Origin of the sequence: Paenibacillus flagellatus, from assembly GCF_003217775.1 — a bacterium.
GTDB classification, from domain to species: domain Bacteria; phylum Bacillota; class Bacilli; order Paenibacillales; family NBRC-103111; genus Paenibacillus_AB; species Paenibacillus_AB flagellatus.
Genome location: NZ_QJVJ01000028.1, coordinates 1 through 14,452, shown reverse-complemented (window position 1 = coordinate 14,452; position 14,452 = coordinate 1). Strand labels below are relative to the sequence as shown.

10 protein-coding genes are annotated in these 14,452 nt (G+C 52.9%); 9 read left to right on the top strand and 1 reads right to left on the bottom strand.

The window, feature by feature from the left end; translation table 11 throughout:
- Window positions 1-247: 247 nt before the first annotated feature.
- Window positions 248-640, bottom strand: coding sequence for a winged helix-turn-helix transcriptional regulator (locus DLM86_RS31450; protein WP_110844180.1), 393 nt, complete (start codon window positions 638-640; stop codon window positions 248-250).
- A 127-nt stretch (window positions 641-767) separates the two neighbouring features.
- On the opposite strand from DLM86_RS31450, the gene DLM86_RS31445 reads away from it, so the two are divergent.
- The 9 genes from DLM86_RS31445 to DLM86_RS31410 all read left to right on the top strand — a co-directional run.
- Window positions 768-1,808 (top strand): zinc-binding alcohol dehydrogenase family protein, encoded by a 1,041-nt coding sequence (locus DLM86_RS31445; RefSeq protein ID WP_245955069.1) that lies wholly within the window; start codon window positions 768-770, stop codon window positions 1,806-1,808.
- Between the two features lie 409 nt (window positions 1,809-2,217).
- On the top strand, window positions 2,218-3,525 hold the full coding sequence (locus DLM86_RS31440) for a sensor histidine kinase (protein ID WP_110844176.1): 1,308 nt from the start codon (window positions 2,218-2,220) through the stop codon (window positions 3,523-3,525).
- Window positions 3,506-4,288: a response regulator gene (locus DLM86_RS31435; RefSeq protein WP_110844174.1), complete on the top strand. Its 783-nt coding sequence runs from the start codon at window positions 3,506-3,508 to the stop codon at window positions 4,286-4,288. The genes DLM86_RS31440 and DLM86_RS31435 overlap by 20 nt, the downstream gene beginning before the upstream one ends.
- A gap of 140 nt (window positions 4,289-4,428) precedes the next feature.
- On the top strand, window positions 4,429-4,824 hold the full coding sequence (locus DLM86_RS32450) for a hypothetical protein (protein ID WP_170143743.1): 396 nt from the start codon (window positions 4,429-4,431) through the stop codon (window positions 4,822-4,824).
- Window positions 4,712-10,144 (top strand): cadherin-like beta sandwich domain-containing protein, encoded by a 5,433-nt coding sequence (locus DLM86_RS31430; protein WP_110844172.1) that lies wholly within the window; start codon window positions 4,712-4,714, stop codon window positions 10,142-10,144. Before DLM86_RS32450 ends, DLM86_RS31430 begins: the two co-directional genes overlap by 113 nt.
- A 467-nt stretch (window positions 10,145-10,611) precedes the next feature.
- Window positions 10,612-12,378, top strand: a complete 1,767-nt coding sequence (locus DLM86_RS31425; RefSeq protein ID WP_110844170.1) for a cache domain-containing sensor histidine kinase — start codon at window positions 10,612-10,614, stop codon at window positions 12,376-12,378.
- Window positions 12,375-12,650 (top strand): response regulator, encoded by a 276-nt coding sequence (locus DLM86_RS31420; RefSeq protein WP_110844169.1) that lies wholly within the window; start codon window positions 12,375-12,377, stop codon window positions 12,648-12,650. Before DLM86_RS31425 ends, DLM86_RS31420 begins: the two co-directional genes overlap by 4 nt.
- An 18-nt stretch (window positions 12,651-12,668) precedes the next feature.
- Window positions 12,669-13,166 carry a helix-turn-helix domain-containing protein gene (locus DLM86_RS31415; RefSeq protein ID WP_110844168.1) on the top strand — a complete coding sequence of 166 codons (498 nt, stop codon included), beginning with the start codon at window positions 12,669-12,671 and terminating at the stop codon, window positions 13,164-13,166.
- 143 nt (window positions 13,167-13,309) lie between these two features.
- The coding region (locus DLM86_RS31410) for an ABC transporter substrate-binding protein (RefSeq protein ID WP_158289733.1) at window positions 13,310-14,452 on the top strand (1,143 nt) is incomplete at its 3' end.

The following is a 14,452-nucleotide window of genomic DNA, read 5'->3' as shown; positions in this document are numbered from 1 at the left end:
GGTAGACTTCACCTAAAAGGTGCTCCTCTCTTTGGGTGATGTTGTCCTGGACAAACACCATTCTACCAAAGATTTGGAGCCCTTTTTATGTTTTTAATGCGCAGTACTTTCGAAATTCAGGTTCAATTATAAGACAAAGAACATACGTTTGCAAATATTTGCAAATTGTTAATGGAACAAACGCTTCGGGCGAAAATGAAGAGGGAGTGAACGGCAATGTCCGGCGTTTCCGTCAATTGCGGTCAGCTTATTGATCGCCGGGCTTGGCGTCTTCTTCATGCGGCGCTCTAAGCTCGTTTAATTTGAGTTTATAAGTCTCTCCCCAATCCTTCATGAATAAAATGAGCGGCTCCAACGTTCTGCCGAAATCGGTCAGCGAGTATTCCACTTTCGGCGGAACTTCTTTATATACTTCCCGATGAATGATGCCGTCCCGTTCAAGCTCCCGCAACTGCAGCGTAAGCATAAACTGGGTCATTCCCGGGTACAGCCGCCGGAATTCATTAAACCGTTTCGTTCCGCCGATAAGATTGTACAGAATAATCCCTTTCCATTTTCCCCCGATGACATCCAGCGTCGTTTCTACCGGACATCCTGCCATATCCGGATTTGCGCCGTATTTATTTCTTCGATCGCCCATAACCGTTGATTCCTCCAATAGTTTGATTTTTAATACTATATCATAAAAATATGCGTACTTCTTCTGATTAAGAATATACCATATACTCGAATAGTACGATATTTCAGCTTGAAAGGATGAAGGAAGCTTGAGCAATCGTCAAACGATGAAAGCAGTGGCCATCTATCGTTATCTCCCGGTATCCGATCCGGATTGCCTTGTCGATATTGAAACCGAAAAGCCGGTTCCTGCGGGGCGCGACATCCTGGTCGAAGTCAAGGCCATCTCCGTCAATCCTGCGGATACGAGGGTTCGTTCGCGGAAGGCTGACGGAGAGGACTCGCCTTCTATTCTCGGCTGGGATGCAGCGGGGATCGTCGTGCAAACCGGGGAGGAGTGCACCTTATTTAAACCGGGGGATGAAGTGTATTACGCAGGCGATTTAACTCGTCCGGGCTGCAACAGCGAATTCCATCTGGTTGACGAGCGAATCGTAGGGCGCAAGCCGAGAAGTCTGGACTTCGCCCAAGCCGCGGCTTTGCCGCTGACCTCGCTGACCGCATGGGAAGGGCTGCACGCAAGGCTCGGCGTCAGCCACAGTGCGGAAGCGAATCGGGGCAAGTCGATTCTGATCATCGGCGCGGCGGGAGGCGTAGGCTCCATAGCGGTTCAATTGGCCAAGCTCGCCGGATTGACGGTGATCGGGACATCGTCGAGAGCGGAATCGACCGAGTGGGCCAAAAACCTCGGAGCGGATTACATGATCAATCACAGGAAGCCTTTTGCACCCCAGCTCAAGGAAATCGGTTTTGCGGCGGTCGATTATATTTTTTGTCTTAACGATACGGGCGGTCATTGGGCAAACATGGCCGAAGCGATTGCGCCGCAAGGCAAAATATGCATCATCGTCCCTGTTCAGAAGCCGGTTGACATTGATCCGCTTATGACGAAAAGCGTCACGATTACGTGGGAGCTAATGTTTACCCGGTCCATGTTCCGAACGGATGACATGATCGAACAGCACGACCTGCTTAACGAGCTCGCTCATCTGATTGACGCCGGGAAAGTGAAGACAACATTAGGCGAACGCCTGGAGCCGATTCATGCGGCGAATTTGCGGTTGGCGCATGAAAAAATCGAGTCGGGCGCTACGATAGGGAAAATTGTGCTGGAAAATTTCGTGAAATGAGACGGATACATTGGAACGGGCGAGGCGGCAGCTGAATGCCGGGATGGAAGCTTATTCCATAGGCGCAACGGACGAAAATACCCATGCCTGCTTGATTCAGGCATGGGTATTTTGCGTTTGCTCGTCAAGCGGGGCAATGGGGATGGAAATGAACGAGCAATAAACGGCATGAAACCGGCGGCGTCAATACCAAGACCGTTCCGAGCCAAATACAGGCTGATCCGTAATTCGACACATGTGGGCATGACCTTATTTATTCATGTCTTCATGTTGTCGTGAGTTGTCGATGCCCCTGCGAATTGTTGCTGAACCATAAAAACTTGTACTCTTCTGAGATGTAAAGCATAATTTTCATAAATAGCCAGAGGACAAGCGCCGTGGCAGGAGTACAACAGAAAAGACAAAGGGGATGAATCATCTGCAAACCGTAAACATTATCCTTGACTCGTACAGCGCTCTTATTTGCCTGATTCTCATTATCTATCTATGGACGAATGGCAAAACGAACGAAGAGTCCGGCCTCTTTTTCATGTTGATGTGTATTTCCGACCTTGGCATGCTGCTGGGGGATATTGCAAGCTGGGCCTTTGAGGGATTGGTGAAACCGTGGTATCCCTTTGCCCTGCGAGTGGGAACCGCCCTGAATTTCGCCTGTACCGCACCGTTGCTGCTAACCTTTATTGGATACATCATGGCATACCTTTCACCCAAGGTAACTATTAGGAGGTACATATGGAACGCTGCCTGCGCCCTCGCCGCAACACAGTTTTTTTTCAGTGTGCTGTCCTTGTGGAACGGCATGTTTTTTTACACCGACTCAGACAATCTCTATCAGCGCGGCGACTGGTTCTGGCTCTCCCAGCTCATTCCTTTCTTAATCTACGGAATTGTCACCACGCTCATCCTCCGATACCGACGTTATTTGCGTCCTAGAGATATGCTGTTTCTGTTAAGCTATGTGGTTTTGCCGCTGATAGGGGAAATGATTCAAATCGTGAACTACGGTATTGCACTGATGGGAACGGCGGCCACAGCCTCCATCCTGCTTATCTTTATCAATATTCAATCGAAACGGGAGCTGCTCTTAAAGCAGCAGGAAAAAGAATTGGTGGAAGCCCGCATTAGCATTCTGATCAGTCAGATTCAGCCTCACTTTCTCTATAACACTCTGACTGCCATCCGGCAGCTTTGCGACCTTGACCCGAAGCAAGCCAAGCAGGCAATCGGGGATTTTGCCTTATTCCTGCGCGCCAATATGAACGTATTAGAGAGCAAAGCCCCTATCCCCTTTTCGCAGGAGCTGTCTCATGTGCAGTATTACCTGAATCTGGAGCGGCAGAGGTTTAGGGATCGATTGCGAGTGATCTATGACATAGGTGCAAAAAATTTCGCGATCCCGCCGCTGACCGTTCAGCCCCTTGCGGAAAATGCGGTGCGTCATGGTATCATGCGGCGGGAGGAGGGCGGCTCGATAACTCTCCGCACCGAGGAAACCGATACGGCCTATCGCATTGTCATTATCGACGATGGGGTGGGCTTTACGTTCTTGCCTGAACCCTCGAAAGGCGAACCCCGTGTAGGTATTCGCAATGTGCGCAGACGTCTGGAGGAATTATGCGGAGGAAGTTTGCAAATCGAAAGCATTCCGGGTACAGGAACTACCGCTATTATTATCATACCAAAGGAAGGTAAATCCAATGAATTTTTTACTTGTTGACGATGAGCCGTTGGCTCTGGGGGACCTGGAGCAAGCGCTGAAAGAAGCTGTGCAGGATTGTATCATTTATCCCTTCGCCACATCGGGCAAGGCGCTGACGCAAGCGAAATCCGTTCGCTTTGACGCGGCGTTTCTGGACATTGAGCTGGGCAGTACCAGCGGGCTTGCGCTTGCCAAGCAGCTTAAAGATATTCAGCCGTATGTACATATCATCTTTGTAACAAGCTTCGCAAAATATGCGGTAGACGCTTTCCGTATTCATGCCACCGGCTATCTGATGAAGCCTGTGCTGAAAGAGGACATTCTGCGGGAGTTAACCTTTATTTACGAGGATTCTATTCTGACAAAACGAAAAAAGGTACGGGTACAGACTTTTGGCGGCTTTGAGGTTTTTGTAAACGGAAAGCCGCTCCAATTCAAGCGCGCCAAGGCCAAGGAACTGCTTGCTTGCCTGATTGACCGAAGAGGAGCCAGCCTGACAACGGCTGAAGCCTGTGCGCTCCTGTGGGAGGATGACGCAGGCAATCCGGCGAAACGTGATTACTTCAGAACCATCGTAAAAGACCTGCGGGAATCATTGCAGCAAGAGAGCATTTCGCATATTTTACGAAGGTGGCATGGGCGTCTCGCCATTGACCCTGAGCAATTGGACTGCGACTGCTACCGCTTTATGGATGGAGATCCGCAGGCGGTAAACAGCTATCGCCACGATTATCTGCCCAGCTATAGCTGGGCGGAATTTTCCGTAACCATGTTTGAATAGTGCCTAGGCATGATGATGTCACGCTTTTGCAACGCCCTACTTTTTATAATATCTGTGAAGATGCAGGGGTACTGTGGAAAGCGCATATCATCCGTGTTGTCGGATCATGGAGTAACGTCGAAACGAGGTGCTGTATCGCAATGATGTTCTCGTTCCGCGTGAAGGCACAGGGTAGACGACCGCATCGGAAGCTTAACGGCGATGATCGGACGTCTACCCTGTCGTTTTTTTTGGGGGCAAAGGCAAGACTTCTTGAACACCTTGATAAGACTGGCGTTGAAGCGAAAGGAAGACAGATTGTGCTTCTGCATAAGGGCGAGGTTCGTTCTCGGAGCGTAAGGACACCGGCTCCTGCTGCTTGCATCGATCCCGACAAAGCAATGAAGAGAGTTGTTGAAAATTACATCGGTGAGGTGGGCAGAGATGAGGGAAAGCAGAAAAAAATTTTTTTACCCTATCATAGTCTATTTATTAATTGCTATGATGTGTTTTTCAAGTTTACCGCCTGCCGTGCATGCAGCTTCTTTTACGGTTGATAGTGCACGAGGGAAGATAGCTGCAGGAGCCCTCCATAGCGTGGCTTTGAAATCTGACGGATCTGTGGTGGCTTGGGGAAATAATAGTAATGGTCAGTGTAATGTTCCGTCCGGATTAACAGGAGCAGTGGATGTAGTTGCAGGAAACGGTCATAATCTAGCCTTAAAATCAGACGGAACAGTGGCGGCCTGGGGATATAATGGTGATGGTCAGAGTAATGTCCCGTCCGGATTAACCGGTGTGAAGGCTATAGCTGCAGGAACCCTTCATAGTCTGATCTTAAAATCAGACGAAACAGTGGTCGCCTGGGGACATAATGGTTATGGTCAGAGTAATGTCCCGTCCGGATTAACCGGTGTGGCGGCTATAGCTGCGGGATATTTTCATAGTCTGGCCTTAAAATCAGACGGAACGGTAGTGGCCTGGGGAGCTAATGAACCGAGTAATGTCCCTTCCGGATTAACCGGCGTGGTGGCTATAGCTGCAGGAGACTTTCATAGTCTGGCCTTAAAATCAGACGGAACGGTGGTGGCCTGGGGAGATAACCTATATGGCCAGAGCGTTGTCCCGTCCGGGTTAACCGGCGTGGTGGCTATAGCTGCGGGATATTCTCATAGTCTGGCCTTAAAATCAGACGGAACGGTGGTGGCCTGGGGATATAACAGCTATGGCCAAAGCAATGTCCCGGCCGGATTAACCGGCGTGGTGGCTATAGCTGCAGGCAGCTATCATAGTCTGGCCTTAAAATCAGACGGAACGGTGGTCGCCTGGGGATATAACAACTATGGTCAAAGCAATGTCCCGGCCGGGTTGAACCTGCTAACCAGTGTGCCTGTTAGCAATGACGCCTCCCTCGCTGTTATCGAGAACACGCCTGCAAGCGGTACTTTAAGCGCTGCGGATGCCGACGGAGATCCGTTGACCTACAGCCTTGTCAGCCAGGGAAGCAAAGGAACTGTATCCATCGACAACTCGATTACGGGTGATTATACCTACACGCCGAATGCTGGCGCGGCCGGAGTCGATACGTTTACGTTTAAGGCGAATGATGGAACGGTCGATTCTAATGTGGCCACCATAACGGTAACGATTACGGCCTTGTCGAGCAACGCGGACTTAAGCAGCTTGACAATAAGCCAGGGGACGTTGTCACCGGCGTTTGCTGCGGGTACAATCGCGTACACGGCAAGTGTGGCGAACGAGGTAGACAGCTTGGATATTACCCCGACGGTGGCGGACAGTACAGCGACGGTAAAAGTTAATAGAGCGTCAGCAGCCAGCGGCATTCCGAAGTCGGTGAGTCTGGATGTAGGGGACAACGAGATTGTGGTGGAGATTACAGCGCAGAACGGTACGACAAAGACGTACAAGGTCATGGTAACCCGGCAATCGAGCAACGCGGACTTAAGCGGCTTGACGATCAGCAGCGGTACGCTAAGCCCGGCATTCGCCGCCGGTACAACCGAGTATACGGCGAGCGTAGCGAACGAGGTAAACAGTCTGGATATTACGCCGACGGTGGCGGATTCTACAGCGACGGTAAAAGTGAACACGGCTGATGCAACCAGCGGCAGTGCCAAGACGGTGAGTCTGAATGTAGGGGACAACGAGATTGCGGTGGAGGTTACAGCGCAGAACGGTGCGACAAAGACGTACAAGGTCACGGTAACCCGAGCGCAGTCGAGCAACGCGGACTTAAGCGGCTTGACGATCAGCAGCGGTACGCTAAGCCCGGCATTCGCCGCCGGTACAACCGAATACTCAGCGAGCGTAGCGAACGAGGTAAACAGTCTGGATATTACGCCGACGGTGGCGGATTCTACAGCGACGGTAAAAGTGAACACGGCTGATGCATCCAGCGGCAGTCCCAGGTCGGTAAGTCTGAATGTAGGGGACAACGAGATTGCGGTGGAGGTTACAGCGCAGAACGGTGCGACAAAGACGTACAAGGTCACGGTAACCCGAGCGCAGTCGAGCAACGCGGACTTAAGCGGCTTGACGATCAGCAGCGGTACGCTAAGCCCGGCATTCGCCGCCGGTACAACCGAGTATACGGCGAGCGTAGCGAACGAGGTAAACAGTCTGGATATTACGCCGACGGTGGCGGATTCTACAGCGACGGTAAAAGTGAACACAGCTGATGCATCCAGCGGCAGTGCCAAGACGGTGAGTCTGAATGTAGGGGACAACGAGATTGCGGTGGAGGTTACAGCGCAGAACGGTGCGACAAAGACGTACAAGGTCACGGTAACCCGAGCGCAGTCGAGCAACGCGGACTTAAGCAGCCTGACGATCAGCAGCGGTACGCTAAGCCCGGCATTCGCCTCAGGCACAACCGAATACTCAGCGAGCGTGGCGAACGAGGTAACTAGTTTGGATATTACACCGACGGTGGCGGATTCTACAGCGACGGTAAAAGTGAACACGTCTGATGCATCCAGCGGCAGTCCCAGGTCGGTAAGTCTGGATGTAGGGGACAACGAGATTGTGGTGGAGGTTACAGCGCAGAACGGTGCGACAAAGACGTACAAAGTCACGGTAACCCGAGCGCAGTCGAGCAACGCGGACTTAAGCAGCTTGACGATCAGCAGCGGTACGCTAAGCCCGGCATTCGCCGCCGGTACAACCGAGTATACGGCGAGCGTAGCGAACGCAGTCGACAGTCTGGATATTACGCCGACGGTGGCGGATCATACTGCTTCGATCACTGTGAATGGAGCACCAGTGGTTTCTGGAAATGCTTCTACGCCGATCAACTTAAATGTGGGATCGAACAACATCATGACAGTAGTAGTTACAGCGCAGAATGGAGCAACAAAAACCTACACGATTACGGTAACCCGGTTAGAACTGACCGATGCCGAAGCTGTCACGGAAGCTAAAAACGCCTTGGATGTCGGCTATACTGCGGGTGATAGTTCGAGTGCTGTTACCCGCAATATAGTACTCCCCACGGCAGGATTGCACGGTACCATTATAAACTGGACCTCTGATAAGCCGGATGTGATTGCGGCGGATGGAGCCGTGACCCGTCCAGAATATACTTCAGGCGATTCTATTGTTGTACTGACAGCTGTGATTGCCAAGAACGGTGCCATAGACACCAAATCATTTTCTCTAACCGTAAAGGCGACTGACAAGGACGAAACCTATACCCTAACTGTCGAAAACGGCACAGGAAGCGGCAGTTATACGGAAGGGCAACTTGTTACCATCAAGGCTGACACGCCACCGTCCGGCAAGGAATTTGATAAGTGGACAGGAGGTAACGGCGGGACTTTTGCAGATGCCAACAGCAGCACGACTACGTTCACCATGCCAGCCGGTGCCGCAACCGTTACGGCAACTTATAAGGTGATGGCGCCGCTGACCTACGGCATCGGGCTGAGCGAGTCGGGCAACCATAACTTTGGCTTCTCGACCGCAGGATACGCGGCGCAGACGCCGCATACCGTTACGGTAAGCAACACCGGCACCGGGGTGACAGGCACCTTGACGGTTGCGCTTAGCGGCACCGACGCGATTGCTTTTACTCTGTCGAAGACGTCCATCAGCAGCATCGCAGCCAGCGGCAGCGACAGCTTCTCGGTCGTGCCGAACACGGGCCTTGCCGCAGGCAGCTATTCGGCGACGGTCACCGTTTCCGGCGGCAGCGTCACGTCCAAGAGTTTCACCGTCAGCTTTACAGTGATGACCATCCCGTCCGTGCCGACGAACTTGAGCAGTGTCGCGGGAGACAGACAGGTGACCCTGAACTGGGACGCCGTAACAGGTGCGGACAGCTATACGATATACCAATACGAAGGGACATCGGCTCCGGCAGATGAAAATGGTTGGGTTCTTGTTCAAGCGAGCGTAACGTCGGCGACGTACACCGTAACCGGCTTGACGAACGGAACGAGCTACGCGTTCGCGGTGAATGCGGTAGGCGCAGGAGGAACGAGCGGCTTCTCAGCCGCGACGGTATCAACGCCAACCGTCGCATTGCCGCCTGCCCCGTCAGTGCCGGCGAACTTGAGCAGTATCGCGGGAGACAGACAGGTGACCTTGAACTGGGACGCCGTAACAGGTGCGGACAGCTATACGATATACCAATACGAAGGGACATCGGCTCCGGCAGATGAAAATGGTTGGGTTCTTGTTCAAGCGAGCGTAACGTCGGCGACGTACACCGTAACCGGCTTGACGAACGGAACGAGCTACGCTTTTGCGGTGAAAGCGGTAGGCACAGGAGGAACGAGCGGCTTTTCCGAAGCAGCAACAGCGAACCCGAGAGCGTCCGGCAGCAATGGAGGTTCCAATGATGTCGGGGGAGGTGGGGGCGATGGAGACTCAAGCCATGTGACTTCGCTCGATGGCGCCATCACCATTCCGGTCGGAAGTTCAGGGGAAGTCAGTCTGGACAGCGAAATCGTTATTCACGTTCCTGTCGGGGCGGCAGAGCAAGAACTGCGCATCACGATCGACAAGCAGTTCGGCAAGGGTACCCCATTGGCGAATAAGGAAACATTTGCGAGCCAAGTATTTGAAGTCCTGAAAAACGTCAGAGGAACATTCAAGAAGCCGGTCGCGCTATCAATCAAGTTCGATCCGACCAAAGTCGGCAACAATCGGAAAGCCGCCATCTACTACTACGATGAAGAAAAGAAAACGTGGATGGAAGTTGGTGGCACGGTTGACGGCGAATGGATCACAGCGGAGGTTGACCATTTTACCAAGTATGCTGTTCTGGCGATAGACGTGACAATAGAGGAAGAAACGCCGAAACAGCCGGACCCATCGTTCACAGACATCGCCGCTCATTGGGGCGAGCAATCCATCGTTCGAGCTGCGGCGCAGAAGCTCGTGGGCGGTTATCCGGATGGCACGTTCAAACCGAACAACCCGGTTACCCGCGCCGAATTTACAGCTATGCTGGCGGGCGCGCTGGAACTGAGCGGAACAGGCGCGGCGCTTCACTTCACAGATCAGGCCAAGTTCGGAGCATGGGCGAAACGAGCGGTTGCTCTCGCTGTGCAAGCGGGAATCGTCAGCGGGTACGAGGACGGCAGCTTCCGACCGGATGCGCAGATCACCCGCGCGGAGATGGCGTCGATGATTGCCAAAGCGCTGAAAGTGTCTCTTGACGCAGATGCAGCAACCAGCTTTGCTGATTACGAAGACATTCCGAAATGGGCGAAAGGCGCTGTGGAAGCGATCCGTAAACTGGGCATTGTCAGCGGCCGCGACGACAACCGCTTCGTGCCGAACGATACGGCCACGCGGGCCGAAGCAGTCGTCATGCTGCTCCGAATGCTGGAAGCTCGGGATCTGCAATAGATCAATAACATCAAGGGCAGACTTAACATGGTTACTCAGTTAGGTCTGCCCTTTCTTTACCACATTGGACAAGTTTAAGATCTTTCAGCGCTAAAGCGCGAAGAACGACTCTCCGATTGATATGAAAAGCTACCACTAAGGACGAACCCGCTTCTTCGAAGGGCTTCGAGAGTAATCAATCCTTGAGACCATTCCGACGAAAGCGGTTATTCGCTTCCGAAAGAGTGGCCTTTTATCATCTTAATAAAAAGGTTATTGTGTATGATAAGTAGGATAAAGTATTAATCGCGCATATCGGCGAGCATCTGTGAAAGCAGGCGAGCACGACAACCTCGTTCATTTCCCAGAGACCTGATCCTCTTCGCGGGCGGGTTTCTTTTTCCCCTCTTGCCAATCCGCCCTTTCTCCTATCTAATATAGATACAAGCACGAAGTACAATCCCTTCGCCCTGCGAGGTTTTTCATCTATGAAATTCAACCGAGCCTTCTTCCCGTTAAGACTCAAATTCATTATTTTGTTATGTTTGCTCATCACCGTTCCATTCCTGATCAGCGGTATCATTACCTATCGGCAGTATACGAAAAACGTGGAGGAAGACTCCGTCTCCTATACGAACCGGATCATCGACCAGATTACGATCAATCTGGAGCGGTATATCAAGGACATGGACAGGCTGACGATGGCGCCCTATTATGACAATGCGGTGCTCGGCATCATGAAAGCGCACGAAACGGCTGCGGCGTCGGGCAATTATGTATCTTCGGAGCAATTGGCCAAAATGAACCTCATGATCTCGTCCCTGGCGGTGGACCGCAGCGAGATCCAAAGCATACTCATCTTCGCATACGACGGCACGTTGTTCAGCAATCTGGAGAACAGCGTCAGCAAGAGCTGGGAACCGCAAGGGAATGCGTGGATGAGGGAGGTGGAGGAAACCGACGGCGCGCTCGTGGTGCTGGCTCCGCATCCCGGGACCTATTACCTCGATCGGCAAAGACAAGTGGTGTCCCTTGCGCGGGTCATTCGGGAATCGTTTACCAATCGGCACCTTGGCATCATTAAGGTTGATTTGACGGAGGACGGATTGGGCAAAATTCTCGCGGGCTCCAGTCCGAACAGCCTGCTGTATTTGACGGACCGGCACGACCGGCTGCTGTACCCGCTCGATAACGGCACGTCTGCACCGGCGCGCCCGGCGCCGGGTCCGGCACAGGACAAGTCCTACATCGTCGCCTCGAAAAGGTCGGATTACACCGGCATCCAGGTGACGGGCCTCATACAGCGGGCCGACATCAAGCAGGGAGCGCGCAGCTTAACGCAGTTTACGCTGTGGATTTCGATCGCGTCGATTCTGGTCGCTTATATCGCTGCGGGGATTGCTTCGGGAAAGCTTGTCCGGCCGATCCGGCACCTGCAGATGAAGATGAAGCGCGTGCAGAAGGGAGATTTTGCCGAACGCGCGAAGGTCACGACCTCCGATGAAATCGGTCAGCTGACCGAAGGCTTCAACATTATGGTCTCGGAGATCGACCGGCTCGTCAAGGAAGTGTATGAAGGGAAAATACGCCAGCGGGATGCCGAACTCGACGCGCTGCAAAGCCAAATTAATCCGCATTTTATTTACAATACGCTGGAGTCCATCAACTCGCTTGCGATGGATCGGCATCAGGATGAAATCTCGGATATAGCGGTAAATTTGGGCAGATTGCTGCGCTATACGGTGGAACGCAAGGAGAGATTCGTGTTCCTGCGGGATGAAATCTCATTCGTGGAGGCGTACTCGCAAATTCAAGCGTCGAGGCTCGGCAACCAGCTTCAGGTAGAAATCGATGTCGAGCTGGGGCACGATTATTTGATGGTGCCGAAGCTGATCCTGCAGCCTTTCATCGAAAACGCCATTGAGCATGCGATGACCTCGGAGCGATTGACGGTAAGGCTGATGACCCGGATCGAGGACGACCGTCTCGTGATCCGGGTTCAGGACGACGGGGCGGGCATGAGCCGGGAAACGATGGAGCGGGTGGAAAAGCATATCTACACGTCGCCGCGGGAACAGGTGGATCGGCGTCGGTTCGGGGAGAAGAAGAAAGGCTATGCGCTGCGCAACGTCCATTGGCGGCTGTTTCTGCTTTACGGTGAAGGCTGCGGTTTGTTTATCGATAAAAGCGTACGGAATGGATCGGCGTTCATTTTGCGCCTGCCGCTGCTGTACGAGGAGGAGAGCGAAGCATGATCACGATTTTGCTGGTAGAGGACGAGGTCAATCTCCGATCCCGGTTCCGCAAGCTGCTGGAGGAGGTCATCGGCGGCTGCCGCGTTGCCGGTGAGGCGTCGAATGGCCGCGAGGCGCTGGACTGGCTGAAGACGCAAATGGCCGACGTTGTGATCACGGACATCCGGATGAAGGATATGAACGGCATCGAGCTGATTAAAAGGCTGCGCGAACGATTCCCGGTCATGCCGGTCGTCATCGTGAGCGGATACGGCGATTTTGAATATGCGTAGGAAGCGATCCGCTACGAGGTGACCGATTATTTGTTGAAGCCGGTCGATCGGGTCGAGCTGAGTCAAACGATCGAGAAGCTGAAGAAGCGTCTGCAGCCGGGTCCGGCGATAGCGAGACCGGCTGAAGGCGAGCAGCGCGTCCATACGACCGTGGTCGGCAAGGAGACGTCCGAAGGGGAGGAGCGGCACATCATCCGCAAGGTTAAGGACATTATCGCCCAGCGGCTCGATCAAGATATTTCGCTGCAATATTTGGCGGATCAGGTCCACTTGAACCATCGTTATTTATCCGCCATGTTCAAGACGGAAACCGGTCAGAACTTGTCCGACTACGTTACGCAATGCCGAATGGACAAGGCAAAGACGCTGCTTCGTACGACCCAGCTGAAAATTCAGGATATTTCCAGATTGTGCGGATATCCTAACAGCAAATATTTTATGTCGGTATTTAAGCAAGCGGCAGGGTTTACGCCGAGTGAGTACCGCGACCGCTCCGGTGAAGATCAGGTACGCTAAATATCAATACAATTCGAACCTTTTCTGGATATGGGGTGACTTACCTGATGTTCAGGTTTTTTTATAATGAAGACATGAAAACGCTTCAAGAGTTGTTCGAATCCGCTTTCAAAAAAAAATTGACCGTCAAAGGGGTTTTTAGAGTGAAAAAGAGAGTTGTGCTTCCGCTTACACTGCTTCTTGCCGCCGGCGTTTTGTCCGCTTGCGGCGGCAACGGCCCGGAGCAAACGTCGCCCGCCGCGCCGGCAGCATCGACAACGGCGGAAGCGCCGAAAAATGTCGCGCTGAAGTTCGCCATCTGGGGCAACGATACGCATAAGAAAATGTACGAAGACATGATCGCCAGGTTCCGCGAGAAAAATCCGCATATTAGCGTGGAAATCATGATTATCCCGTTCGCCGACTATCAGCAAAAGCTTTCGATCATGCAGGCCTCCAAGACGGCGCCGGACGTCGTGTGGCTGGCGGAGCGGATGATCCCGCAATTTCTGACCGCCGGACAGCTGCTCGATGTGACCGCTCTGAAAGCGGATGCGGCGTTCAAATTCGACGATGTGTACCCGTCCACATTGGAATTGCTGAGCAAGGACGGCAACATTTACGGCATTCCGTTCTCTACCCCGCCGGCGATGATCTATTACAACAAGACGCTCTTCAAGGAGAAGGGCCTCGCTACGCCGACAGAGCTGTATAAGCAAGGGAAGTGGAACTACGACGAGTTTCTGAAGGCGGCCAAGGCGCTGACCGATTCGTCCAAGGGCGTCTACGGCACGAACTTCGTGCGCAACGGCTGGGGCAACTGGCCGGATGCGCTGCAATCGGTGTTTAACGCATACGGTGCCGACTTCCTGAGCAAGGACGGCGCGAAGCTGACGCTGAACTCGAAGGAAGGGGAACAGGCGCTGGATGTGTTCTCGGGCATGATTTTCAAGGATAAGGTGCATCCGAAGCCGGGCGATCAGACGACGTTCGATACGGGCAAAATCGCCATGCAGAAAGAATTGTTCAGCTACATGGGCAAAGCGAAGGCGATCAAAGACTTCGAGTGGGATATCGCGCCGCTGCCGGCCGGTCCTGCCGGTACGGGAACGACGATGGGCTATGCCGGCGTGGTTGGGATGAAGGATTCGAAAAACCCGAAGGAAGCGCTGGAATTTATTAAACCTGAATTTCGAAAGCGCATAAGAATGCGGTGGCGATCATCCAGGAGCGGATCAACAACTGTGAATAAGTGGGAGTGGGACCAGCGAAATTTTGAAACCAATATCCACATGGGGATAACTCCC

What these genes read in the sequence shown, in the direction of transcription:
- DLM86_RS31440 (WP_110844176.1), top strand. Translation starts at nt 2,218, where the DNA reads ATGAATCATCTGCAAACCGTAAACATTATCCTTGACTCGTACAGCGCT.
- DLM86_RS31425 (WP_110844170.1), top strand. Translation starts at nt 10,612, where the DNA reads ATGAAATTCAACCGAGCCTTCTTCCCGTTAAGACTCAAATTCATTATT.
- DLM86_RS32450 (WP_170143743.1), top strand. Translation starts at nt 4,429, where the DNA reads ATGATGTTCTCGTTCCGCGTGAAGGCACAGGGTAGACGACCGCATCGG.
- DLM86_RS31430 (WP_110844172.1), top strand. Translation starts at nt 4,712, where the DNA reads ATGAGGGAAAGCAGAAAAAAATTTTTTTACCCTATCATAGTCTATTTA.
- DLM86_RS31420 (WP_110844169.1), top strand. Translation starts at nt 12,375, where the DNA reads ATGATCACGATTTTGCTGGTAGAGGACGAGGTCAATCTCCGATCCCGG.
- DLM86_RS31435 (WP_110844174.1), top strand. Translation starts at nt 3,506, where the DNA reads ATGAATTTTTTACTTGTTGACGATGAGCCGTTGGCTCTGGGGGACCTG.
- DLM86_RS31450 (WP_110844180.1), bottom strand. Translation starts at nt 640, where the DNA reads ATGGGCGATCGAAGAAATAAATACGGCGCAAATCCGGATATGGCAGGA.